Annotated in this window: 20 protein-coding genes and 1 pseudogene; 11 read left to right on the forward strand and 10 right to left on the reverse strand. The window is 36.0% G+C overall.

The annotated features are described in order from the left end of the window. Window positions 1–46 precede the first annotated feature (46 nt). The 4 genes from ILS93_RS24365 to ILS93_RS24380 all read right to left on the reverse strand — a co-directional run bounded on the left by ILS93_RS24365 (window position 47) and on the right by ILS93_RS24380 (window position 3,732). A complete protein-coding gene (locus ILS93_RS24365) occupies window positions 47–1,519 on the reverse strand; it encodes a sodium:solute symporter family protein (protein ID WP_222661555.1) in 1,473 nt (490 codons plus the stop codon). After that, window positions 1,516–1,713 (reverse strand): DUF3311 domain-containing protein, encoded by a 198-nt coding sequence (locus ILS93_RS24370; RefSeq protein ID WP_087983279.1) that lies wholly within the window; start codon window positions 1,711–1,713, stop codon window positions 1,516–1,518. Before ILS93_RS24370 ends, ILS93_RS24365 begins: the two co-directional genes overlap by 4 nt. A gap of 1 nt (window position 1,714) precedes the next feature. Continuing rightward, on the reverse strand, window positions 1,715–2,890 hold the full coding sequence (locus ILS93_RS24375; RefSeq protein ID WP_222661556.1) for an amidohydrolase: 1,176 nt from the start codon (window positions 2,888–2,890) through the stop codon (window positions 1,715–1,717). A 131-nt stretch (window positions 2,891–3,021) separates the two neighbouring features. Continuing rightward, window positions 3,022–3,732, reverse strand: a complete 711-nt coding sequence (locus tag ILS93_RS24380; RefSeq protein WP_088046958.1) for a C39 family peptidase — start codon at window positions 3,730–3,732, stop codon at window positions 3,022–3,024. A 401-nt stretch (window positions 3,733–4,133) separates the two neighbouring features. On the opposite strand from ILS93_RS24380, the pseudogene ILS93_RS24385 reads away from it, so the two are divergent. The 8 genes and pseudogenes from ILS93_RS24385 to ILS93_RS24420 all read left to right on the forward strand — a co-directional run. After that, window positions 4,134–4,348: pseudogene (locus ILS93_RS24385) on the forward strand (amino acid permease); the annotation flags it as partial. Window positions 4,349–4,636: 288 nt separating this feature from the next. Next, window positions 4,637–5,512 carry a cytochrome aa3 quinol oxidase subunit II gene (locus tag ILS93_RS24390; protein WP_001176181.1) on the forward strand — a complete coding sequence of 292 codons (876 nt, stop codon included), beginning with the start codon at window positions 4,637–4,639 and terminating at the stop codon, window positions 5,510–5,512. Window positions 5,513–5,545: 33 nt separating this feature from the next. Then, window positions 5,546–7,480 carry a cytochrome aa3 quinol oxidase subunit I gene (gene qoxB / locus ILS93_RS24395; protein WP_048562936.1) on the forward strand — a complete coding sequence of 645 codons (1,935 nt, stop codon included), beginning with the start codon at window positions 5,546–5,548 and terminating at the stop codon, window positions 7,478–7,480. A gap of 13 nt (window positions 7,481–7,493) precedes the next feature. Next, window positions 7,494–8,096, forward strand: coding sequence for a cytochrome aa3 quinol oxidase subunit III (gene qoxC, locus ILS93_RS24400; protein WP_048562935.1), 603 nt, complete (start codon window positions 7,494–7,496; stop codon window positions 8,094–8,096). After that, entirely contained in the window at window positions 8,097–8,408 is a 312-nt protein-coding gene (qoxD, locus tag ILS93_RS24405) for a cytochrome aa3 quinol oxidase subunit IV (protein ID WP_063263756.1), read from the forward strand. It begins immediately after the preceding gene. Window positions 8,409–8,629: 221 nt separating this feature from the next. Then, entirely contained in the window at window positions 8,630–10,459 is a 1,830-nt protein-coding gene (locus ILS93_RS24410; protein ID WP_137051869.1) for a monovalent cation:proton antiporter family protein, read from the forward strand. 53 nt (window positions 10,460–10,512) lie between these two features. Beyond that, window positions 10,513–10,770 carry a DUF4022 family protein gene (locus tag ILS93_RS24415; RefSeq protein WP_000926994.1) on the forward strand — a complete coding sequence of 86 codons (258 nt, stop codon included), beginning with the start codon at window positions 10,513–10,515 and terminating at the stop codon, window positions 10,768–10,770. Window positions 10,771–10,784: 14 nt separating this feature from the next. Then, window positions 10,785–11,222: a GNAT family N-acetyltransferase gene (locus tag ILS93_RS24420; RefSeq protein WP_064477058.1), complete on the forward strand. Its 438-nt coding sequence runs from the start codon at window positions 10,785–10,787 to the stop codon at window positions 11,220–11,222. A 54-nt stretch (window positions 11,223–11,276) separates the two neighbouring features. On the opposite strand, the gene ILS93_RS24425 is transcribed toward ILS93_RS24420, so the two are convergent. The 3 genes from ILS93_RS24425 to ILS93_RS24435 all read right to left on the reverse strand — a co-directional run bounded on the left by ILS93_RS24425 (window position 11,277) and on the right by ILS93_RS24435 (window position 13,325). Continuing rightward, the gene (locus tag ILS93_RS24425) at window positions 11,277–11,690 is read right to left on the reverse strand and encodes a hypothetical protein (RefSeq protein ID WP_222661557.1); all 414 of its coding nucleotides are present in this window, start codon (window positions 11,688–11,690) and stop codon (window positions 11,277–11,279) included. A 4-nt stretch (window positions 11,691–11,694) separates the two neighbouring features. After that, a complete protein-coding gene (locus tag ILS93_RS24430) occupies window positions 11,695–11,895 on the reverse strand; it encodes a helix-turn-helix transcriptional regulator (protein ID WP_000301181.1) in 201 nt (66 codons plus the stop codon). 137 nt (window positions 11,896–12,032) lie between these two features. Next, entirely contained in the window at window positions 12,033–13,325 is a 1,293-nt protein-coding gene (locus ILS93_RS24435; RefSeq protein ID WP_097815105.1) for an NCS2 family permease, read from the reverse strand. Between the two features lie 280 nt (window positions 13,326–13,605). Between ILS93_RS24435 and ILS93_RS24440 the strand changes: the two genes are divergently transcribed. Both ILS93_RS24440 and ILS93_RS24445 read left to right on the forward strand, forming a co-directional pair. Then, window positions 13,606–14,997: an amino acid permease gene (locus ILS93_RS24440; protein WP_064477060.1), complete on the forward strand. Its 1,392-nt coding sequence runs from the start codon at window positions 13,606–13,608 to the stop codon at window positions 14,995–14,997. Window positions 14,998–15,178: 181 nt separating this feature from the next. Beyond that, complete coding sequence (locus ILS93_RS24445) at window positions 15,179–16,726, forward strand: DNA-binding protein (RefSeq protein ID WP_088046961.1); 1,548 nt, start codon at window positions 15,179–15,181, stop codon at window positions 16,724–16,726. Between the two features lie 35 nt (window positions 16,727–16,761). On the opposite strand, the gene ILS93_RS24450 is transcribed toward ILS93_RS24445, so the two are convergent. Together ILS93_RS24450 and brnQ1 are read right to left on the reverse strand one after the other, a co-directional pair. Beyond that, a complete protein-coding gene (locus tag ILS93_RS24450) occupies window positions 16,762–18,483 on the reverse strand; it encodes a DUF2339 domain-containing protein (protein ID WP_222661558.1) in 1,722 nt (573 codons plus the stop codon). 132 nt (window positions 18,484–18,615) lie between these two features. Beyond that, complete coding sequence (gene brnQ1 / locus ILS93_RS24455; RefSeq protein ID WP_064477063.1) at window positions 18,616–19,917, reverse strand: branched-chain amino acid transport system II carrier protein BrnQ1; 1,302 nt, start codon at window positions 19,915–19,917, stop codon at window positions 18,616–18,618. A 252-nt stretch (window positions 19,918–20,169) separates the two neighbouring features. Between brnQ1 and ILS93_RS24460 the strand changes: the two genes are divergently transcribed. Next, window positions 20,170–21,555: a peptide MFS transporter gene (locus ILS93_RS24460; RefSeq protein WP_088046963.1), complete on the forward strand. Its 1,386-nt coding sequence runs from the start codon at window positions 20,170–20,172 to the stop codon at window positions 21,553–21,555. Window positions 21,556–21,585: 30 nt separating this feature from the next. On the opposite strand, the gene ILS93_RS24465 is transcribed toward ILS93_RS24460, so the two are convergent. After that, the gene (locus tag ILS93_RS24465; RefSeq protein WP_064477065.1) at window positions 21,586–22,218 is read right to left on the reverse strand and encodes a class A sortase; all 633 of its coding nucleotides are present in this window, start codon (window positions 22,216–22,218) and stop codon (window positions 21,586–21,588) included. Window positions 22,219–22,325: the final 107 nt, after the last annotated feature.

The raw sequence follows: 22,325 nt of genomic DNA on the forward strand, positions 1-22,325 counted from the left end.
TACAAAAAAGAGCTATCTCTTTTCAAAGATAGCTCTAGTACACGGATTACTTTTCTACTATTATATTGTCTGTCCTTATAGACACATTTCTCGTGAACCCACTAACGATAAACATCACAATCATATTCATCAACAATGCAACTATACCTACATTTAAATCTTTTATATATTGAGGGGAATCCGGAAACATCGTAGCTATAGTTGAACCCGATAAAGTAATATACGCGACCACTAACAACCCAATCCCCATTCCTGCAATTGCCCCTTGCTTCGTAATGATTTGACGTGGAAACAAACTACATACAAGTGCAGGGAACAGTTGTGTTACTATACTGTATCCCATTAAAAGAAGAGCCCCTATCGTTTCTCCACCTTTAAAAGTAAACAAAACAGCTACAAGCGTTACTACAGGCACAAATAATTTTGCAACTTTAGCAACTTGTCTATCTGAAGCTGATGGGACCATTGTTCGGTAAATGTTTTTTGCTAACAACGTAGATGCGGCCATTACAAGCATGGAACCTGGAACTAATGCTGTTAATACTCCTGCGCTACCAATAATACCAATAAACCATGGGTCAAAGGTTTGAAGAGCGAGACGGAATAACGAAAGGTCTACATCCCCTCCCTTTAACCCTGGAACTTGCAGTATTGCAGCAAAACCTGCAAAGAATACGAAAAGCAATACTAAAGAATAAAGAGGCATGATTGCCGCGTTTTTCCTAAATACTTTTTCATTTTTTGCAGAGAAAGCAGAAGCAAATGTATGGGGCCACATATAGAAACCGAGAGCTGTTAATACAATAGTAGAAACAAACCAAGAAATACTCATTCCTTCATCGGGTAAAGATAAAAATCCCGGTTGCGCCGCTTCCACCGCTTCGAACATCGGCTGAAATCCTCCGTAATAATGGTACGGTAAATATATACCTAAAAACATCACGATAAACAGGATCATAATATCCTTCAAAGCGGCTGTCCAAGCAGAGCCGTGTATGCCTGAAACCATTACATATATCGTTATGACAATCGCACCAATCCACACTGCAATAACTGGTGATACCCTTCCATAAGATGCTTCCGAAACGATAATACCTAATCCTTTTAACTGTAAAACAAGGTATGGGATAATCGAAATAACTCCAATGACAGAAACGATAATGCCAAGTGTCTGACTCTTATATTTCTTCACAAAAAAATCCGGCTGCGAAACAAGATTATGCTCTTTCGCATACTTCCAAACTGGCGGCAATAAAAAGTAAGATAAAATATAAGCTAACGCACCATAACCTAAAATATAGAAAGTAGGCGCTCCTTTACTATATGCCCATCCACTTCCGCCTAAAAATGTGAACGTCGTATAAATTTCACCTGCCATAAGAAGAAAAACAAAAATGGTGCCAAAACCTCTTCCTCCAACTGACCATTGCTCTAAACTCATATCTTTTCCATGTTGCGCCCGAATTCCTAAAAATAGTGCAAGAAACAAAAATAATATAATGATAAGTAATGCGATCATTTTACATCCCCCTTATTAGCAGGATCAAATACGTATACAAGTCCCATACAAAGAGACGTAATGAGCACCGATAATAATACCCAAAACAATAAAAATGGCATTCCTAATACGTAAGGAGTAACTGAATTAGCAAATACAGGTCCAATGACTAAACAAAAAACTGGAATAAGCGCTAATACGTGTATTTTCTTCATCTCATTCTCCTTTACTTATAAAATTCATAATGGATGATACGAAGACTTCCACGCCAATCGGTAATGCATCTTCATCAATCGTAAAACGAGGATGATGGTGAGGATATATAATCCCTTTCTCGTTATTTCCCGCTCCAATAAAAAAGAATGTACCTGGGGCCTTTTGTAAAAACGCTGAAAAATCTTCTCCAGCCATCGTCGGCTGTAAACGAGTAACTTGCTCTCTTCCATAAAGCTGTAATGCTGTTTGCTCAATAATCTCTGTAACTTCATAATCATTTACTACTGGTCGATATCCATATTCATAAGAAAATGTATATTTCGCCCCGTAAGATTCCGTCACATGCTTCACAATCCGTTCAATCCTTTTCTCTGTTTCTTCTCGCAACTCATGTCTTAAACTCCGCACTGTCCCTTCAATCTCCGCTTGTTCTGGAATCACATTATGGGTTATCCCAGCATGAAATTGCGTAACAGATACTACAAGGGAATCTAACGGATTCGTGAGGCGAGATACAATGTGCTGAAGTTGCGAAACGACTTGTGTACCGATTGCAATACTATCAACCGTTTCATGAGGGATTCCAGCATGTCCACCTTTTCCTTCTATCGTAATTTTAAAAACATCTGGGGCAGCCATTGCAGGACCATAAATTACACCTATTTTACCAACCTGTAACGATGCCCAAAGGTGGGCACCAATAATATAATCCACACCTTCCATTACACCCGCTGCAACCATTTCCTCTGCACCGCCAGGAAAGTTTTCTTCTGCATGTTGGAAGAGAAAGCGAATCTCTCCTTTAATCTTCTCTCTTTTTTCTACTAATTTATGTACGACCCCAAGTAATATCGCTATATGTCCATCATGGCCACATGCATGCATCACACCTGGATATGTAGAAATAAAATCAAACTCATTTTCTTCATGAATAGGAAGAGCATCCATGTCAGCACGAACCGCGATAGTTTTACCAGGTTGCTTACCAATTAACCTTGCCATTACACTATATTTAGTAGGTCTGGAAACTTCTAAATATGGGATTTTTCGAAGTATATCAAATACAAACTGTGACGTTTTTTCTTCTTGAAAAGATAGCTCTGGATACTTATGAAAATGCCTTCTCCACTCAATTAATTGATTTTTCGATAAAACCAGTTCCTTTGCAACATCCATTTTCCTTCGCCCCTTCTTCACCAAGTTAAATGTTATTATAACGTGAATTGTTTATTTTTGAAAGAATCTTCTGAATTTTCTATTATAGTAAATTAAAAATAAAAAGCCATCAAAAAGATGACTTTTCATTATTATAAAATAGTAATCGCTTGTTTCCCCATTTGCTCCCAAGCTTTCTCAAACTCTGCACGCGGAACAGCAAAACGTGGATTATTTTTAAGTGGATCATTTACATATATAAAGTTTTGATCATAGCCAACTATTACTACACTATGTTCATAATATGTAATTTTCACTTCGCCAGAGCTTGTATTCCATGTTTCAAAACTACTCTCGGCTAGTGGCTTAAACGTTGTATTAATAATGACCCATACTGGCGAACCGGAACTAACTACTTTATACATATCTTGCACGTCTCTACCTGTTAAATTAACTACTTTTTCAGGAGCATATTTTTCTGCTAAATTAAAAATGGGTTGATTATATACACCATATCCTGGCTTTGCCTTCGTATAAATATTTCCAACGAACCCCTCATAAGGATTTCCACGTAAACCATTTTGTTCAAATGGAACACGATGAATTTCGCTAGCAAGTTGCATCTTATCTACTTGTATACCTTTGTATTGTAGCAACATAGCCAAACTTGTAACTTCACATCCACGAGGTAATTCTGGTAACTGCTTTATAAATGGAACATTTTCAATCATAGTCGCTTCTTTCATTTCAGATAGAAACTCTAAACGGAACACTTGCGCCTTTTGTATAATTTTATCTTTCCCTATAAAAAACGCGGCAGCAAATATAATTCCAAAAACAAAAAGATATTTTAACTTTTTCATTTTAAACAAAACTCCATTAATTATTATTTTACAGACATACCTCTTATCATTGTACCTTTCTTCTTACTAGTTTGCTAGAAAGATTCTGTGAATTATTGTTCACACTTTAATTGTTATAAAAATCTAATTATTTTTAATAAAAAGAAAAAACAACATGCTTTTCTGAATCGTTTTGCTGAAACCAAAATAATTAACATAATTAATATATCATACCATTAACAAAAAGCACACTTAGAGCATTTAGTCATAGTTCGCATTTTTACATACTCCATTCATTTCATAATAAATAAGCCGAATATGTGTCACATCCCCCACTAATGTTTAAAAACTCGGAATAAACATCAGTTCATACATACAAGAAAATAACGGGGGAGGGACATATGAATCAACAAGTAGAACAAAATGATTTAAATTATCGCCACCATTTTATCCAATAGTTCCAATCTTAGCATTTTCACTCAATTTCATTACATTTGTTAGTTTAGCTTTCATTCCAGATTAGAGAATTGCTCTTTATTGCGGTATTCCATTTATGATCATTTGTTGCATTTTATACCAATTAAAATATAAAAAAGTTGTCACATTTGAACAACAAATAAATCTAAAAAAAGAAGTAAAATTAATATACAAAATATTCAGCTACCTTTCTTATGATAGGATAGTTTTTTTCTATTTCTTGGATATCTTGGTATAACTTTATTTATCTTAAAATTTCCACAATCACGTTTTTTACTGGAAAATGGTTTACAATGTTATCAAGTTACAAATGATATTCACCTTAAAAAGTGTGCATTTGTGTCTATTTTTTAACAATATCACAAAAACTATTGCCATCTATAAATTAATAGGTTTATATTGTTTTATTGGCATAGTTTCAATCCAAGGAGAAAGGAGATTTTCAATCGTGCAACTAAAGAAAACGTTTTGGAAGCTGGCTTCGCTTCTTCCGTTATCATTACTTCTGTTCCTCGGTGGCTGTGATAAGAAACTCGCAGTATTAAATCCGCAAGGACCTGTTGCAAAAGCACAGTATGATTTAATTGTTTGGTCATTCTTGCTTATGTCATTAATTATCGCAATTGTATTCATCTTGTTTACAGTCATCTTGATTCGTTATCGTGAAAAACCAGAGAATATGGACTACGAGCCACCTGAACAACACGGTAACACATTATTAGAAATTATTTGGACGCTTGTTCCTGTTATTATCGTTATCGCATTATCGATTCCAACAGTAAAAGCAACTTATGCTTCGGAAGAGGTTCCGGAAGAATCCAAACATATTAAACCAGTTGAGATTTATGTTACATCTGCAAACTGGAAATGGTTATTCAGTTACCCAGAGGAAAAAATTGAAACCGTTAACTATTTAAACATCCCAGCTGGTGTACCAATTCAATTCAAACTGACTTCTGTCGGTCCAATGAATGCTTTCTGGGTACCAGAACTTGGTGGTATGAAGTACACTATGGATGGCATGATTATGGATCTTTATTTACAAGCTGATAAGCCTGGTTCTTACCTAGGCCGTAGTGCGAACTTCTCTGGTGAAGGATTCACACATATGGAGTTCGAAGTTGAAGCAAAAACTAAAGAGAAATATGACAAGTGGGTTAAAGAAGTACAACAAACTGCTCCTAAACTAACAGAAGATAAGTACAACGAAATTGTTAAACCTGGTGTAGTTGGTCGTATGACATTCTCTAGTCACCACTTAAGTTATGTAGATCCAAAATCACTTGAATATTGTGATTACAACTACTACAAAAACAAAAAATAATAGCTATTATTCCAACAGATTGGAGTGAACACAGTGAAGCTTGATGAATTCTTTGTCACAGGTGACCCGATTATTTACGGTGCAGACGCTTCTATCGTTCTTGTGACATTAGCAATCATTTTCGTACTAACAAAGTATAAAAAATGGAAATGGCTTTGGGACGAATGGTTAACAACTGTTGACCATAAAAAGATTGGGGCTATGTATATTATTTCTGCGGTTATCATGTTATTCCGTGGTGGTATGGACGGTTTAATGATCCGTGCACAGTTAACATTCCCAGAAACAACTTATTTAAATGCTGAACACTATAACGGAATCTTCACAACACATGGTACAGTTATGATTCTTTTCATGGCGATGCCATTCGTTATGGGATTAATGAACCTTGTAGTACCATTACAAATTGGTGCTCGTGACGTTGCATATCCGTTCTTAAATGCTTTAAGTTTCTGGTTATTCTTTGTCGGAGCAATGTTATTCAACATCGCTTTCGTAATCGGTGGTTCTCCAGACGCTGGGTGGACTTCTTACTTCCCAATGGCAGGTACAGAGTTTACTTCTGGTGTAGGAAATAACTACTACGCAATTGCATTACAGATTTCAGGTCTCGGTACGCTAATGACCGGTATTAACTTCCTTGTTACTATCTTAAAAATGCGTACACCTGGTATGACTTTAATGAGAATGCCCATGTTTACTTGGTCAATCTTAATTACAACAGTTATCATTATTTTCGCTTTCCCAGTATTAACAGTTGCTCTTGCATTAATGACATTTGACCGTCTATTCGATGCTCACTTCTTTACGATGGCGAGCGGCGGTATGCCAATGTTATGGGCCAACCTATTCTGGGTATGGGGTCACCCTGAAGTATATATCGTTATTTTACCGGCATTCGGTATTTTCTCTGAAATCATTAGTACATTCTCACGTAAACGTCTATTCGGTTACAGTGCGATGGTCTACTCAATGGTTGCAATTTCTTTACTAAGTTTCGTCGTATGGCTTCATCACTTCTTCACGATGGGTGCAGGTCCAGCGGTTAACTCATTCTTCTCGATTTCGACAATGGCGATTTCGATTCCAACCGGGGTTAAGATCTTTAACTGGTTGTTTACACTGTATAAAGGACGTATTCGTTTTACAGTTCCAATGCTTTGGTCATTGGCATTTATTCCAAACTTCGTAGTCGGTGGGGTTACAGGGGTTATGCTTGGTATGGCAGCAGCTGATTATCAGTACCATAACAGCTACTTCTTAATTGCTCATTTCCACTACGTATTAATCGCAGGTACAGTATTCGCTATGCTTGCTGGATTCACATTCTGGTATCCAAAAATGACTGGTCATATGTTAAACGAACGCCTAGGTAAATGGACATTCTGGATCTTTATGAGCGGATTCAACATCTGTTTCTTCCCAATGTACTTCTTAGGTTTAGACGGCATGACTCGTCGTATGTACACTTACTCTGAGAGTCTTGGATGGGGATGGCTAAACCAAATCGCATCTGTTGGTGCGGTAATGATGGGTATTGGTTTCCTAATTCTTTGTTACAACGTAATTTGGAGTGCTCGTCACGGTGAACGTGACACAACTGGAGATCCATGGGATGGCCGTACACTTGAATGGGCAACTCAATCTCCTGTACAACATTACAACTTCGCGAAACTTCCTGAAATCAAAGAAGCTGATGCTTTCTGGTACATGAAAAAACGCGGAGAAACAGTTACACCAGCAGCAGAAGATTTAAAACCAATTCACATGCCAAGTAACTCTGGCGTGCCTATTATTGCGTCTTTATTCTTCGGTCTTGCAGGTTTCGCATTAGTATTTAGCTGGTTCTGGCTTGCAGCAATCGGCGGCGTTGGTATTTTAGCTTGCTTAATCTATCGTTCATTCGATTATGATGATGGCTACTACGTAAGCGTTGATGAAATTAAAGAAACAGAACATATAGCATGAGAGGTGAAATGATATGGCGGCTTTAGATAAAAGCTTACCTTTGGAATATCAATCCGAGCAAAGTAGATTGAATATCCTAGGATTCTGGATTTTTCTTGGGGCTGAAATTATGCTGTTCGCAACACTTTTCGCCTCTTATCTAGTACTTGCTGGTCGTACGGCAGATGGCCCAACTCCAGCGCAACTGTTTGAACTTAAAACGCTTTTAATTCAAACATTACTACTTTTAACAAGTAGTTTCACATGTGGTATCGTAATTCACGAAATGCGTAAGAACAACCAAAAAGCAATGCTTGGATGGTTCATCCTTACATTACTTTTAGGTGCAGGTTTCCTATTCTTTGAAATTGAAGAATTCATTATGTACATTGGTGAAGGCGCAACGCTTCAAACAAGTGCTTTCCTATCTGCATTTTTCGTTCTTCTTGGAACACATGGTGCCCACGTAACAGGTGGTATCATTTGGGCAATTTGTGTTATTATCCAAATTTTAAAACGAGGTTTAACACCAGTTACAGCTCGTAAAGTATTTATTATCAGCTTATACTGGCATTTCCTCGATCTTGTTTGGGTCTTTATTTACACACTAGTTTACTTGAACGGGATGGTGGCGTAAATGAGTCAAAATAACAATCAAGCAAATGGGCATGCGCATAGCGGATTCCCATGGTCACACGTTTTCGGATTTATTTTATCGCTTGCACTAACGTTCCTAGCTTTATACGTGGCACTTTATACAAACTTGCCACTTTCAACGATATTAACGTCCATTATCGCAATGGCTGTTGCGCAAGCGTTGTTACAATTAATTATGTTCATGCATTTAAAAGAAGGAGAAGGAAGAGTTCAAGTCCTTACAATGATATACAGTTTCTTCGTTGCAACTGCAACAGTTGGTTTAACTGTATGGATCTTCTTCTCAATGTAATGTACATGAAAAAGACTGCTGAGATTCCTCGGCAGTCTTTTTTTTATCCCCTCCCCTATTACATCCACATTACGGAATTAACAACAGAATCATGAAAAATATACTTATTATGACAAATCTTAAGAAAACTCTTTCTTTATGAAATCGAATCCATATGCGTTGCTTTTCTACCTATTATATGGCTAAATAGGTACTATATTTATTTGAAGGGAGAGAACGCAATGGAACATCATACTTCTGTTCTATCACTTATGGTTGTCGTTGCAATCGCGTTTTTCGTTCCCCTTTTGTTACAACGCTTTAAATTAAAAGCACTTCCTGTCGTTGTTGCAGAAATCATCGCAGGAATCTTTGTAGGTAAAAGTGGGTTTAATATTATTGAGCCAGATATGTGGCTTCAAGTCTTATCGACACTAGGATTTATCTTCTTAATGTTCTTAAGCGGTTTAGAAATTGATTTTTCTATCTTTAAACAAAAAGGGAAAAAGAATACGACAAACGAACCAAACACATTCCAAGCAGCGAGCATTATCTTCTTATTTATTTTCATCTTATCTTATGCCCTATCATTACTGTTCGTATGGCTAGGATTCGTGGATAATGCAATGTTTATGACTTTAATTATTTCAACTATTTCTTTAGGTGTTGTCGTACCAACATTAAAAGAGAATAACTTAGGAAAAACGGCAATTGGACAAATCATTTTATTAGTCGCTGTTATTGCAGATTTAGTTACAATGATTTTACTCGCTGTATTCGTCGGATTAAATTCCGAAAGCGGCCAAAGCATGTGGCTCCTTCTTCTTCTATTCGGCGCTGGTATTGTTATTTACTTCGTTGCAAAACGCTTTAAAAACATTCCATACTTAGATAGCTTAAAAGCTGGTAGTGTACAAATTGATACACGAGCTGTTTTTGCACTCATCTTAATATTAGTTGGGTTATCTGAATCTGTTGGAGCTGAAAATATTTTAGGTGCCTTCTTAGCGGGTGTACTTGTATCGTTATTATCACCAAATGAAGATATGGTTGAAAAACTGGATTCCATCGGCTACGGTTTCTTCATCCCTATTTTCTTCGTAATGGTTGGTGTGAATCTAGAAGTTTGGTCTATTTTTAAAGAACCTTCTAGCATGCTAATGATCCCAATTTTAATTGTGGGACTCTTTATTTCAAAGCTGTTACCATCACTCGTCTTACGAAAATGGTATCCACGTAATATCGTACTAGGAAGTGCCATCTTATTAACATCGACACTTTCTTTAGTTATTGCAGCTGCACAAATTGGTGAAAAACTAGGAATCATCAGTCCAAGTTTATCTGCTTCCCTTATTTTAAGCGCAGTTATTACTTGTATTTTTGCACCTATATTATTTAAAAAAATGTTCCCAAAAGTAGAAACACCAAAACCAAAAGTTTCTATTATTGGCGCAAGCAGAATTACCCTTCCGTTATCACTTGATTTAAAACGAGAAGATTATGACGTAACACTTTATATGATGCGTCAAAATAAAATAAATGATGAGGAAGCAAAATCACATGACTTCCCTATCGTAAAATTAGATGACATCACGATCGCATCATTAACTGAACAAACAGCATTTAACGCAGATCGCGTTGTTGTTGCAACAAGCGATGATGAACAAAACTTATTATTAGCAGAACATGCAAAAGAACTAGGTGTTGAACATGTTATTGCAAGTGTAGAAGATCCACTTCTACAAGAAAAAGCAACGCAAGAACATATCGCCGTATTCTCAACAATTAACTCTACACGCATTCTATTACGTGCACTAATTGATAAACCGAGTCTCGTTCGTTTAATTACAACAGCAAACGAAACAGTCCGTGAAGTGGAACTACGGAGTAATAAATATAACGGCGTTGCACTTCGTCGCCTTCCGTTTTTAGGCGATGTACTCGTCATTCAAATTTACCGCGGTAATAAAGCATTGATCCCGCATGGTGATACAAGCCTACAACACGGCGATACATTACTTGTAACTGGCTCAAAAGAACATATCGATACACTAAAAAGCATATTAGAATAGAAAAATGCCCCTCACATAATTGAGGGGCATTTTTTTCCATTTTATATGGTAAAATGTTACTATCACATATTATGAGGATGGATCACATTATGTCTATTGTAACTTTAGCTCTTTTATTATTAGCAGAAATACTCGTTGCCATTATTCTCATCGGTGTTAGCATTGAAATTTGTAGCTACGGATGGAAAAAATCGAATGGAATAAAATACTCCTGCCTCTTACTTTCACTCCTTCTCGGAACTGCTAGCATACTCGGACTTTTCGCCGCACCTGCCTATTTCTTTATACAACTAACAGAAAACGCCTTATAAGAAAGGATGTTAATATGATTACCGTGAAAAATATTGAGGGATCTGAAACTTACGTATTACGTCAAAAAATTTTACGCCCGAATCAAACATTAGCAGATTGTAAATACTCTTCCGACTATGAAACGGACACCTTTCACTTAGGCGCATTTATAAACGATGAACTAATTAGTATCGCTTCCTTCTCAAAAGAGATATACCCTGACTTACTAGCAGGTATTCATTATCGTCTACGAGGAATGGCCACATTACCTGAATTTCGAAACAAACGTGCTGGAAGCTCCTTAATTCAGAAAGCGGAGCAAGTCTTGCAAGAACGCCAAGCAAATATATTATGGTGTAATGGCCGAATTACTGTAGCTGACTATTACAAGCACTTAGGCTTCCAGGAACATGGTGAAATCTTTGAAATTGAACCGATTGGTCTTCATAAATTACTGTATAAAAGAATATAAGAAAAGCTTTCCCCATATTGGGGAAAGCTTTTCTTATATTTCAATCTTCACTTTTTATTTTTTCATATATATGTATATAAACAAACTAGGAACTAAAAAACAAGCAAACATAATAAGTCCTGTTATACTAATTTCTTTTATCGAAATACCCGGTGTTACAACGATACAAATAGCTAAAATCCCAATAACAATACCTACTGGAATGAATAATAGCTTCCTAAAATAACTACGAGATACTCCCCCTGTATGCTCATACACTTCCACCGAGTTTTTTAAGTTTAAAAAGTTAATAACTATTATCCCGACCATAAATACCATTAATAAATCTGAAACACTTTCATATCCTGCATCTTGCAAAACGTACCGATAAAAAACAACACCTAGTATGACGATATTTTGTAAGATGAAAACGAGTCTAATATGTTTGAGTCCCTCAATCATTAAACGTTCATCTTTCACGATCCTCATCCCCTCACTCCTCTTCCTCCCAAAATAAATCATTCAATGTTTTGTCTACCGCATAACAAATTTTCAAACATAAATCTAAAGACGGGTTGTATTTCCCCTTCTCAATTAAACTAATCGTTTGCCTTGTAACGCCTACTTTTTCTGCTAATTGTTGTTGCGTTAAATCTAACTGAACACGCGCGACTTTTATTTTACTTACAGCCATTCATGTTCCTCCTCTACCTATATTGTAACATATATATTCCATTAAGTAATTTATATTTTACGCCATTAATTTGATTTTCACCTTATTATACACAAAAAAGGAGCCTCTCATAAGAAGCCCCCTTTCCTATATCTATATTATAAGAATAAATGACATCCAAATAAAATTGTAAATAAGTATAGTAACGGATGTACTTCCATCCCTTTCCCCTTCACAATCTTTAAGACTGGATACACTAAAAATCCAATTGCAATTCCATTCGCAATGCTAGACGTTAACGGAATACCAACGAAAATTAAAAATGCTGGTAATGCATCTTCAAATTCATTCCAATTAATATCACGAAGACTTTGCGCCATTAAACTACCTACAATAATTAATGAAGGAGCTGTAATAGCGGCTACACTTGATAAAGAAGCAATCACAGGGCTGAAGAATGCCGTTATAATCGTTAGACCGACAACTACAATACCTGTTAATCCTGTTTTACCACCTGCAGCAATACCAGCTGATGATTCAATCGTCGCTGCTGTTGGGCTTGTTCCAAAAATAGAACCTGTAGTCCCACCAATTGCATCTGCAATAAACGCTTTACCAAAACGTTTCTCTGTATTATCTGTAATTAAACCCGCTTGTTTAATTAAACCGAGTAATGCACCTGTTGTATCAAATAACAGTACAAGTAAAAATGAAAATACAACACCATATAATCCGTATTCAATTACATCTGAAAAGGCATTGATTGGGTTTGAAACGATAATTCCCTCTGGTAAATGAGGCATCGCAACAATTTTATCCGTAAACTTCAGTTGCCCTGTAAAGAAGGCGATAACTCCTGTCACAATCATACTAATAAATAATGCACCGCTCACACGTAATGCCATTAATACCGCCGCTAATATTAAACCAATTAAAGTTAAAATAACGGCTGGAGAATGAAAATCACCAATCGTAACTAAATTAGATGGATGATCAACAATAATTCCAGAAAGGCGTAATCCAATAAAAGCAATAAATAGTCCAATTCCCCCTGCAATTGCATGTTTTAAACTATCAGGAATTGCGACAATTAGCTTTTGCCTAAATGAAGTGAAAGATAATAAAAGAAAAATGATACCTGTTACAAATACTGCTGAAAACGCAATGACATATGTAATCCCCTCTGCCTGTTGAACAACAGAATAAGCAAAATACGCATTCATTCCCATAGCTGGAGCAATAACAATTGGATAGTTAGCTAAAAACGCCATACATAGCGTCCCTATAACAGTCGCAATAATAGTTGCTGTAAAAGCTTGATCAAATGGTACACCTGCATCAGATAATATTTTCGGATTGATGACAAGAATATACGCAAATGTAAAAAAAGTTGTGATGCCAGCTAAAAGCTCTTGCTTCACAGAAGTGTTATATTTTTGTAATTGAAACATGGTTATGTACCCTTCCTACATCTGAATTATTATCACATATTCTTTTCTTACTAGTATATGAGAAAATATAATACTTAATCTTAACAATCAATAAAAAGAAGAGTCAATATATTCACTAATAGTTCGAATTTTAAGTTTAAGTCTGACAAGTACAGATATAGTACAGTTAATCATGTTTATTTTTGTAGCATAACAGATAGAAATGTTTTATAATTTGAAATAGTTAAACATTTAGCAAACGCATTCAAATATCGTTCACTCTACAAGGGGGATTCTTCTTATGCAGCACACAAACAAATCTGAAACTTTAAACCGTGGTTTAAAAGAACGACATATTACTTTAATGTCGCTCGGCTCCGCTATTGGCGTTGGACTATTTTTAGGATCCGCTTCTGCTATTAAGCTAGCTGGCCCTTCTATTCTACTAGGTTATATGATCGCCGGACTCGTTATTTTTTTCATTATGCGAGCACTCGGAGAAATGGCAATTGAACAACCTGTTGCCGGTTCTTTTAGTAAATATGCTTCTGATTATCTTGGACCACTAGCTGGCTATATTACTGGCTGGAACTACTGGTTTTTATGGGTTGTTACTTGCATGGCTGAAATTACAGCGGCTGGCATTTACATGCAATACTGGTTCCCAGATATCCCGCGCTGGACTTGGGCGTTACTCGCTCTATTATTAATGAGTGCCTTCAACTTCTTATCCGTAAAAGTATTTGGAGAACTTGAATTTTGGTTTGCTCTCATCAAAATTGTCACAATTATCTGTATGATAATTATTGGAGCTGGTATTATTTTATTCGGATTCGGAAACGGTGGTATCGCTACTGGTATTTCAAACCTTTGGTCACATGGTGGCTGGTTCCCAAATGGTTTTTCTGGGTTACTACTCTCTTTACAAATGGTGTTATTCGCTTATTTAGGCGTTGAATTAATCGGTGTTACAGCGGGTGAAGCTCAAAATCCGAAAAAAACACTCGCAAAAGCAATCGATAACGTATTTTGGAGAATATTACTGTTCTACGTTGGGGCTCTATTCGTTATGATGGCAATTTATCCATGGAATGAACTTGGTGAGAAAGGAAGTCCATTCGTATTAACATTCCAGCAAATCGGTATCGCAAAAGCAGCAGGTATTATTAACTTTGTCGTATTAACAGCAGCTCTTTCTTCCTGTAATGGTGGTTTATTTAGTACAGGCCGTATGCTATATACACTAGCTCAGCAGAAGAAAGCTCCTGAAAGATTCGGTCGTTTAAATAAAAATGGCATTCCGAGTCAAGGAATTGTAGCAACAGCTATCGTTTTACTCGTTGGTGTTATATTAAACTATCTTGTGCCCGCAAAAGTATTTACATGGCTCACTAGTATTTCAACTTTCGGGGCAATTTGGACTTGGGGCATCATTTTAATCGCTCAAATTAAATTCCGTAAAGGATTGCAAACTGATAAAAAGGACAAGCTAACATATAAAATGCCTTTACATCCATTCAGTTCATATTTCTCACTCGCTTTCCTTGCACTAGTATTAGGTATAATGGCGTATTCAGAAGATACAAGAATTGCATTAATTGTTGGTCCTATTTGGCTTATTGGTTTAGCTATCGTATATTACATGAAAGGGTTCCATAAAATTGACGAAACACCTAATTCAAAAATTAGTTAAACAAAACATCCCTTCCTTATTAATTGGAAGGGATGTTTTTATATCTATATAAATATTTCTCAACAAAATTCACGGTATTTTTACAATTTTTTAATATTTTTTACGTTTTCTGTCTTTATTTTTTCAGAAAAATAAATTACATTATTAAAGCACATATATTTATTATTAGGGGGATTCTTCTATGAAGAATAAAAAATGGATTACATTTTCTTTAGCAACAGCAATTACACTAAGTATAGGGGCTTCGTTCATACCGTCTACTTATGCAGAAAGCTCTGTAGACCCAGCTCCTGAAATTGCTGCAAAAGTTGTAAATCAAAACAATGGGAAGAAAGTATTATTCGATAATACACACGGTCAAACTGCTGGGACGGCTGACTGGGTTATTGATGGTGGCTTTTCTGATTTCGGAAACGGCATTGCCCAAAACGGATATCATGTAAAAGAACTACGTAAATCAACACCGATTACATACGAAGATTTAAAAGACTACAATGTGTTTATCGTTCCAGAAGCAAATATTCCTTACAAAAAATCTGAACAAGATGCTATGTTACAATACGTGAAAAGTGGCGGCAGTATCTTCTTCATTGCCGATCATTATAATGCAGATCGTAATAAAAATCGCTGGGACTCTTCTGAAGTATTTAATGGATATAGACGCGGTGCATGGGATAATCCTGCAAAAGGAATGTCTAGTGAGGAAGTAAATTCACAAGCTATGCAAGGAATAGAAAGCTCTGATTGGCTATCTAACAACTTCGGTATTCGCTTCCGCTACAATGCAATCGGTGATGTTGCAGCTAAAAATATTGTGTCACCTGAACAATCATTCGGAATTACAAAAGGTGTTTCATCTGTAGCAATGCATGCTGGCTCTACTCTAGCCATTACAAACCCAAAACTAGCAAAAGGACTTGTTTATCTTCCAGAAAACCCGTCAAAATGGAATAATGCTGTTGATAGCGGTGTTTATAACGGCGGTGGTGTTGCAGAAGGCCCTTATGCTGCTATCGCAAAAGTAGGACTTGGAAAAGCTGCCTTTATCGGTGACTCTTCTCCGGTGGAAGATGCGACGCCAAAATACGTTCGTGAAGATTCTGGCCAAACAAAGAAAACTTACGATGGTTATAAAGAAGAAAACGATGCTATCTTACTAGAAAATATCGTAAATTGGCTATCGAATAAAGAAACATTTACAAGTTTAGATCAAGTAAATGGTTTACAACTTGATTTACCTACCACTTTACAAACATTTGAACAACCAAGCTTATCAACTGAGCCACAACCTGAACCTTGGAGTGCACCAAATGCAGGTTATCAATGGTTTAATACAAATACTTTCAAACCAGGTTCATACGGTTATAACGGTGCTATAACAGCAAACGACTACGTAGTTACACACCCTAGCACTCTACCAAACAATGAAGTGTTCCAAATCAAAATTCAAGTAAATAACTTATTACCAAACACAACATACACTAATTACTCTTTAGGTATATTCACTACTGGCGGTACACAAGTAGCAAAAGTTCAAAATACAAATGGTACTTGGCCATCTACTTTCGGATACAGTAGTGCGTTCTCTTTCACAACAAACAGCTTAGGTTCTGCTGAGAGAATTGTGAACGTACAAATCGATTCAAATACAGCTGGACAAGCAACGCTTCGTCTACGCCAAAATACAACAGCGAAATACAATGAAGCTGTAATAATTGATAAGAAATAATGAAAAAGGCAATCCGCATACGGATTGCCTTCTTTTTACTTCTCTTCTTTTGAGAAAAACATCCTTGAAATAACGATACCTATACTACCTACAATTAAGAATAACACTGCCCTGATCATCATCGATACTTCTGGTAAGTCCAGAAGGAATAGCTTCCCTATCGTTACGACTAACACGACTAAGCCGGCATACAATATTTCATTCATATTTTTATTCCGTCCAAGCCAAACTGCAAATAATGCATATACCATCCATAATAACGATACAGATACGCTTATTATACTTCCATCTGTAGAAAGCACTTCACCGACTCTAGTAATTGCAATAAATACGATAACCATAAACCAATAGAGTGCTATAGAATAAACATATTTTCCAAAGCTCATTAACACATCTTTCGCTTGTTTCATGCAGTAATAAAATGTACCTATTAAAATAATATGAGCAACAAACCCAGCTGAAATGAAATGATCAAACGGACTAAAAATAGTTTGTATCATTCCAATCGCGTAAATCGTCGCACTAACATACAATTTCACCTGTTGTTTTACTTTAATAGCAGTCATCATACCGAGGAAACCTTGTAATAATAATACAATCGCTGCATTCACTAAACTATACTCATATAAAATCGCTAAACTAAATGCACCCATTGCGAAACCAAATAAAAGATTTGTAAATGTAGAATGTCTATTCTTCCTATATTCAAACACGAACATAGTAGCGTGCACGAGTGCACTAATCATTAATCCCCATGTTGTAAATTCAGGTATTTTTGAAATGGCTAATATAAAGAGAACTGCATTCGCACTAAATATCGCCAAGCGTGGCTCTAATATAAAGCTTCTCTCCGTAAACATATGCCAAAATAATAGTAAGTGAATCAAACCATAAACAACCGTTAACTGTATTTGCAAATCCTCCACTAACATTGACATAATAGCAAAGAAAACAAAAAGGACAATAACAGCAACAGCATAAGAAATCATATATAAATACTGATAACGATTTTTCAACGCATACCATAATAAGCTAAGTGTTAGTATCGTCTCATATCCAAAGAAAATATATGGATTAGGAGTCGTACTATTTAATAAGAATGGCACGAAGAAAGCTCCTACGGCTACGAATATAGTAAGATATTCCGATTGATACCTCTTCGCTACATAAATACCTAAAATGACCCATGCAATGTTACATACAAACGCAACACTTGCTGGAATAAATCCATATAAATAATGCGCCGCAAATGTCGTTAAAACTATACCCGTAATACTTCCTCCTGCTAATACTAAACCCAACGCTTGCCGCTCTCGTTTAATTTGAATATCACCTATATAATAAAAACCGATTGATAGGACAATACCAAACACAATTCGTATTACAGGTGTTAATAATCCAGCATCTACCCCTGCTTTAAATAACCAGATTACTCCAAGTAACATAATGCCGACAAATATACGTGGCAACCAAGTTTGGCAAAAATTAATAATATTAAATGGTTCTGGTTTAAATGCAGATATATCTACTTGTTTTACCTCACGTTCTTGCACGGGCTCCTTTATTGTAACTACTTCTTCTTTTTGCTTTTCCTCCATTACCGTTTCAATATATTCTTTCTTTTCTTTACTAACATGTTGCTGAGCATTTTCTACTTCTATTTCTCTTTGTTTTGCTTTCAATTCAAAAAGCGCTTCTTGAATCGTTTCAATTGCCGTTTCGAGCGCTTCTATTTTCTTATTTAAATCCTCCTTCATACGCTCCCCCCTCATCATCTATTCAAAATCTATATATTACCAATTACCTTTATCATACTCTTAGTCTATTCATTTTCAATACTATTTTTCCAAAAAAAAGGTGTTTTCCGAAATAGGAAAACACCTTTTTACTCATTTATTCTTATTTAGAACAACACTAACGATGACACCAATACAAGCACCTACAATAGCTGGAACAATCCACCCAACACCTTCTGTATAAAACGGAATGTATTTCAATATTGACGTCCACTGATTCATCATTACATTTTTATTAAAAATATCGATTGCACTAAATACCGCTACAATCCCAACAGTTACTGCATATACGTATGCATACTTTCCAATATATTTATGGAATAACCCTAGAATAATGAGTGTTAATGCAACTGGATAAATAAATCCAAGAATCGGTACTGATACTTTTAAAATTTGTGTTAATCCTAAATTAGCTAAAATCATACTAACAAAACTTAATATAAATGCCCAAACTTTATAAGTTACTTTCGGAAATGCACTTGCGAAAAATTGACTACAAGATGTAACAAGTCCAATTGAAACACATAAGCACGCGATTGTAAAAATAAGACCTAATAAAACGACTCCACCTTGTCCAAATAACGTCGTCATCACTTGTGCTAATACGTTCGCCCCATTATCAAATGTACCTAACGAACCGCTAATTGAACCAACATATCCAAGTATGACATAAATAATAGATAATAATAGTCCTGCTCCAATTCCAGCAATACTCATATATTTCGCTAAACCTTTATCATCTTCAATACCTTTTGCACGAAGAGCATTTGCAATAACAATCCCAAAAATTAAAGCTGCTAATGCATCCATCGTTAAATACCCATCTAAAAACCCTTGGAACATAGGAGCTTGTCCATAGTTTCCAGCAGCCTCTTTCACACTACCTACTGATGTAAACTTGCTCTTTATAAAGATAAGGGCAATCATGCCTAATAATAACGGTGTTAAAACCTTTCCGAACAACCCCATTAATTTAGAAGGTGATAAACTTAACCAGTACACAATACTAAAGAAAATAACCGTGTAACATAATAAAACTATGCTTCCCGCTTCTGAGAAGAACTGACCTGGCCCCATTTCAAAAGCTAAACTTCCTGCACGTGGTATACCAAGTCCTGGTCCAATAAATAAATACACGATACACGGAAAAATAATGGCGAATGAAGAATGAATCCTACCCGCTAACGTTTGAAAGCTTCCTGCTTTTGCAATCGCAATAACTCCCAATATAGGAAGACCTGTTGCTGATATAATAAACCCTACTAATGAAATCCACACATGTTCTCCTGCTTCATACCCAAGGAAAGGTGGGAATATAAGATTCCCCGCTCCAAAGAACATCGAGAATAACATAAGACTAATCAGTAAAATTTCTTTTTTCTGTAACAATTTCATTTCTTTCTCCTTCTTTAATTTCATCTTTTATGAAATCAATTTCACATATAAAAAAGTGCAATAACCCGCTTCCTTACAAAGAAAACATAGTCCATAGTCTAACATAAAAGAAACACCCATTCTATAGCTATATCTCTTTTCCAATTTCTTCTGAAAAATCAACCTTTATTGACTTATAATAGTTAATAAGGTAAAATATTAAATGTACAAAATTATTAACTTTGTTTTTGTTTGTGTCAGGAGGAAAATAACATGGAATCAGCGATACAACTAGAAAGAGAACAACAAAGAAAAAAGAAACATCCTCCAGGTTTATACTTACTCTTCTTTACAGAAATGTGGGAAAGATTTAGTTACTATGGATTACGAGGATTATTAACATTATATTTAACGACAGCTTTAGTAAGCGGTGGTCTTGGGTTTAGTCCCGCATGGGCACTCTCCATTTACGGATTTTATACTGGAGCCTGTTATTTCACACCAATGATTGGTGGATACTTAACAGACCGGTTCCTAGGTAGACGAAAAGCCATCACAATTGGTGGTATAACAATGGCAATCGGTAACCTTACACTATTCGCCATGCAAAACCAAGTCGGCCTATACCTCGGATTAGCGCTTATTATTATCGGTAATGGATTCTTCAAACCGAATATCTCTACACTTGTTGGCGAATTATACGAAGAGAATGATCCAAAACGTGACAGTGCATTTACCATTTTCTATATGGGTATTAACGTCGGATCATTTTTAGCTCCACTCGTTTGCGGATTTTTATCAGAAAATTTATTCAAAACAACGGTTGATGGCGTTGTACATTACGGATTCCGTTACGGTTTCTTAGCCGCTTCAATCGGAATGATCATTGGACAAATTTTATTTACAACACTATCAAATCGCTTCCTTGGTGATCTCGGTAAAAAACCAACTCGCGATTTACAAACAACAGATGGACAACCATCAGTAGGAGATACACCGTTAACAAAAAAAGAAAAACAACGTACCGCAGTTATCGTCATTTTAACATGCTTCGTTGTCTTCTTCTGGGCTGGCTTTGAACAGGCTGGTAGCTCATTAACATTATATACAAACAAATTTGTAGACCGCTCTGTGTTCGGATGGGAAGTTCCAACATCTTGGTTCCAATCGGTCAATCCATTATTTATTATTTTACTTGCTCCAGTCATTTCAGCATTATGGGCAAAACTTGCAACTCGCAAGCGCGGGGATTTAAAAATCCCAACCAAAATGGGACTTGGTATGATCTTGCTTGGTATCGGTTATATCATTCTCGTTATCGCTACATTAAAAACAGGTAGTGATGAACATAACATTACAGAAAAAGCAAACTTACTATTTATCGTCTTTACGTATCTTTTCCATACGTTAGGTGAGCTATTCTTATCACCTGTTGGACTATCAATGGTTAGTGCACTTGCACCAGTAAAACTTGCTTCTTTATTAATGGGAGTATGGTTAGCAAGCTCAGGAATCGCTAACATTTTAGGCGGACAACTTGCAAGCTTCACAACTTCACTTGGATATGCTGAAGTATTTACCGTAATCGGAGCTGTAGCAATTGTATTAGGTTGTGTTTTATTACTAATTTCTAAGAAATTAGTGAAATGGATGGATTAAAAAAAGATGAGGGAAATCCCTCATCTTTTTTTATTTCTTCGCCTTCGTTCCTACTAAATCACCAGCAACAACGTAACGCTTAGAGTTATCCTTAACAGATACACATGTAATAAGCGTTATTTCATCTTTCCCATGATCCTCAACAACTTCCCACTTATCAGGAGTTACTTCAGATACACCAGTAACCGCATATTCATATTCGTTTTCATTATCATACAAATACATTTTGTCGCCTTTTTTTAAAGAGGCTACATCACTAAATAAAACACCTTTTTTAGACATGTTATGTCCTGCTAATGCATAATTCCCTTTTCCCATTACTTGATTTTCTTTTACTGTTGCTGCACCTGATAATAGGTTTTTCTCAGTAGAAGATTTTAAAACAGGGAGTTCTAATGAAACACTCGGGATTGAAATACGACCAATTACTTGTTTCTTATCTAATGATGCATTCGCTACTTCTGCCAAGTCTGGTTGATCAATTTTCGAAGCATCTACAAATGTCGTCTCATGTTTTTCATAATCCATTTTTTGAACAGCCTGTACATTTTCAGTCTGTTTCTTTTCAGCCTGATATCCATCATAAAATGGCTTTCCGATTAACACACCACCTACAACAAATAGAAGGATTGCTACTATACTATAAATTCTTTGCTTATTCATATACAATTCCTTTCCCTTACAAAATCTTACTCTATATAAAATGATAAGATAATATTGCTATATGTACAAGTGTAAGCTAAAAAGAAACCTTCTTGCTAATGCAAGAA

This window comes from Bacillus sp. 16GRE42 (assembly GCF_019837435.1).
Taxonomy (GTDB): domain Bacteria; phylum Bacillota; class Bacilli; order Bacillales; family Bacillaceae_G; genus Bacillus_A; species Bacillus_A wiedmannii.

What these genes read in the sequence shown, in the direction of transcription:
- ILS93_RS24365 (WP_222661555.1), bottom strand. Translation starts at nt 1,519, where the DNA reads ATGATCGCATTACTTATCATTATATTATTTTTGTTTCTTGCACTATTT.
- ILS93_RS24370 (WP_087983279.1), bottom strand. Translation starts at nt 1,713, where the DNA reads ATGAAGAAAATACACGTATTAGCGCTTATTCCAGTTTTTTGTTTAGTC.
- ILS93_RS24375 (WP_222661556.1), bottom strand. Translation starts at nt 2,890, where the DNA reads ATGGATGTTGCAAAGGAACTGGTTTTATCGAAAAATCAATTAATTGAG.
- ILS93_RS24380 (WP_088046958.1), bottom strand. Translation starts at nt 3,732, where the DNA reads ATGAAAAAGTTAAAATATCTTTTTGTTTTTGGAATTATATTTGCTGCC.
- qoxC (WP_048562935.1), top strand. Translation starts at nt 7,494, where the DNA reads ATGGCGGCTTTAGATAAAAGCTTACCTTTGGAATATCAATCCGAGCAA.
- qoxD (WP_063263756.1), top strand. Translation starts at nt 8,097, where the DNA reads ATGAGTCAAAATAACAATCAAGCAAATGGGCATGCGCATAGCGGATTC.
- ILS93_RS24410 (WP_137051869.1), top strand. Translation starts at nt 8,630, where the DNA reads ATGGAACATCATACTTCTGTTCTATCACTTATGGTTGTCGTTGCAATC.
- ILS93_RS24415 (WP_000926994.1), top strand. Translation starts at nt 10,513, where the DNA reads ATGTTACTATCACATATTATGAGGATGGATCACATTATGTCTATTGTA.
- ILS93_RS24420 (WP_064477058.1), top strand. Translation starts at nt 10,785, where the DNA reads ATGATTACCGTGAAAAATATTGAGGGATCTGAAACTTACGTATTACGT.
- ILS93_RS24425 (WP_222661557.1), bottom strand. Translation starts at nt 11,690, where the DNA reads ATGAGGATCGTGAAAGATGAACGTTTAATGATTGAGGGACTCAAACAT.
- ILS93_RS24430 (WP_000301181.1), bottom strand. Translation starts at nt 11,895, where the DNA reads ATGGCTGTAAGTAAAATAAAAGTCGCGCGTGTTCAGTTAGATTTAACG.
- ILS93_RS24435 (WP_097815105.1), bottom strand. Translation starts at nt 13,325, where the DNA reads ATGTTTCAATTACAAAAATATAACACTTCTGTGAAGCAAGAGCTTTTA.
- ILS93_RS24440 (WP_064477060.1), top strand. Translation starts at nt 13,606, where the DNA reads ATGCAGCACACAAACAAATCTGAAACTTTAAACCGTGGTTTAAAAGAA.
- ILS93_RS24445 (WP_088046961.1), top strand. Translation starts at nt 15,179, where the DNA reads ATGAAGAATAAAAAATGGATTACATTTTCTTTAGCAACAGCAATTACA.
- ILS93_RS24450 (WP_222661558.1), bottom strand. Translation starts at nt 18,483, where the DNA reads ATGAAGGAGGATTTAAATAAGAAAATAGAAGCGCTCGAAACGGCAATT.
- brnQ1 (WP_064477063.1), bottom strand. Translation starts at nt 19,917, where the DNA reads ATGAAATTGTTACAGAAAAAAGAAATTTTACTGATTAGTCTTATGTTA.
- ILS93_RS24460 (WP_088046963.1), top strand. Translation starts at nt 20,170, where the DNA reads ATGGAATCAGCGATACAACTAGAAAGAGAACAACAAAGAAAAAAGAAA.
- ILS93_RS24465 (WP_064477065.1), bottom strand. Translation starts at nt 22,218, where the DNA reads ATGAATAAGCAAAGAATTTATAGTATAGTAGCAATCCTTCTATTTGTT.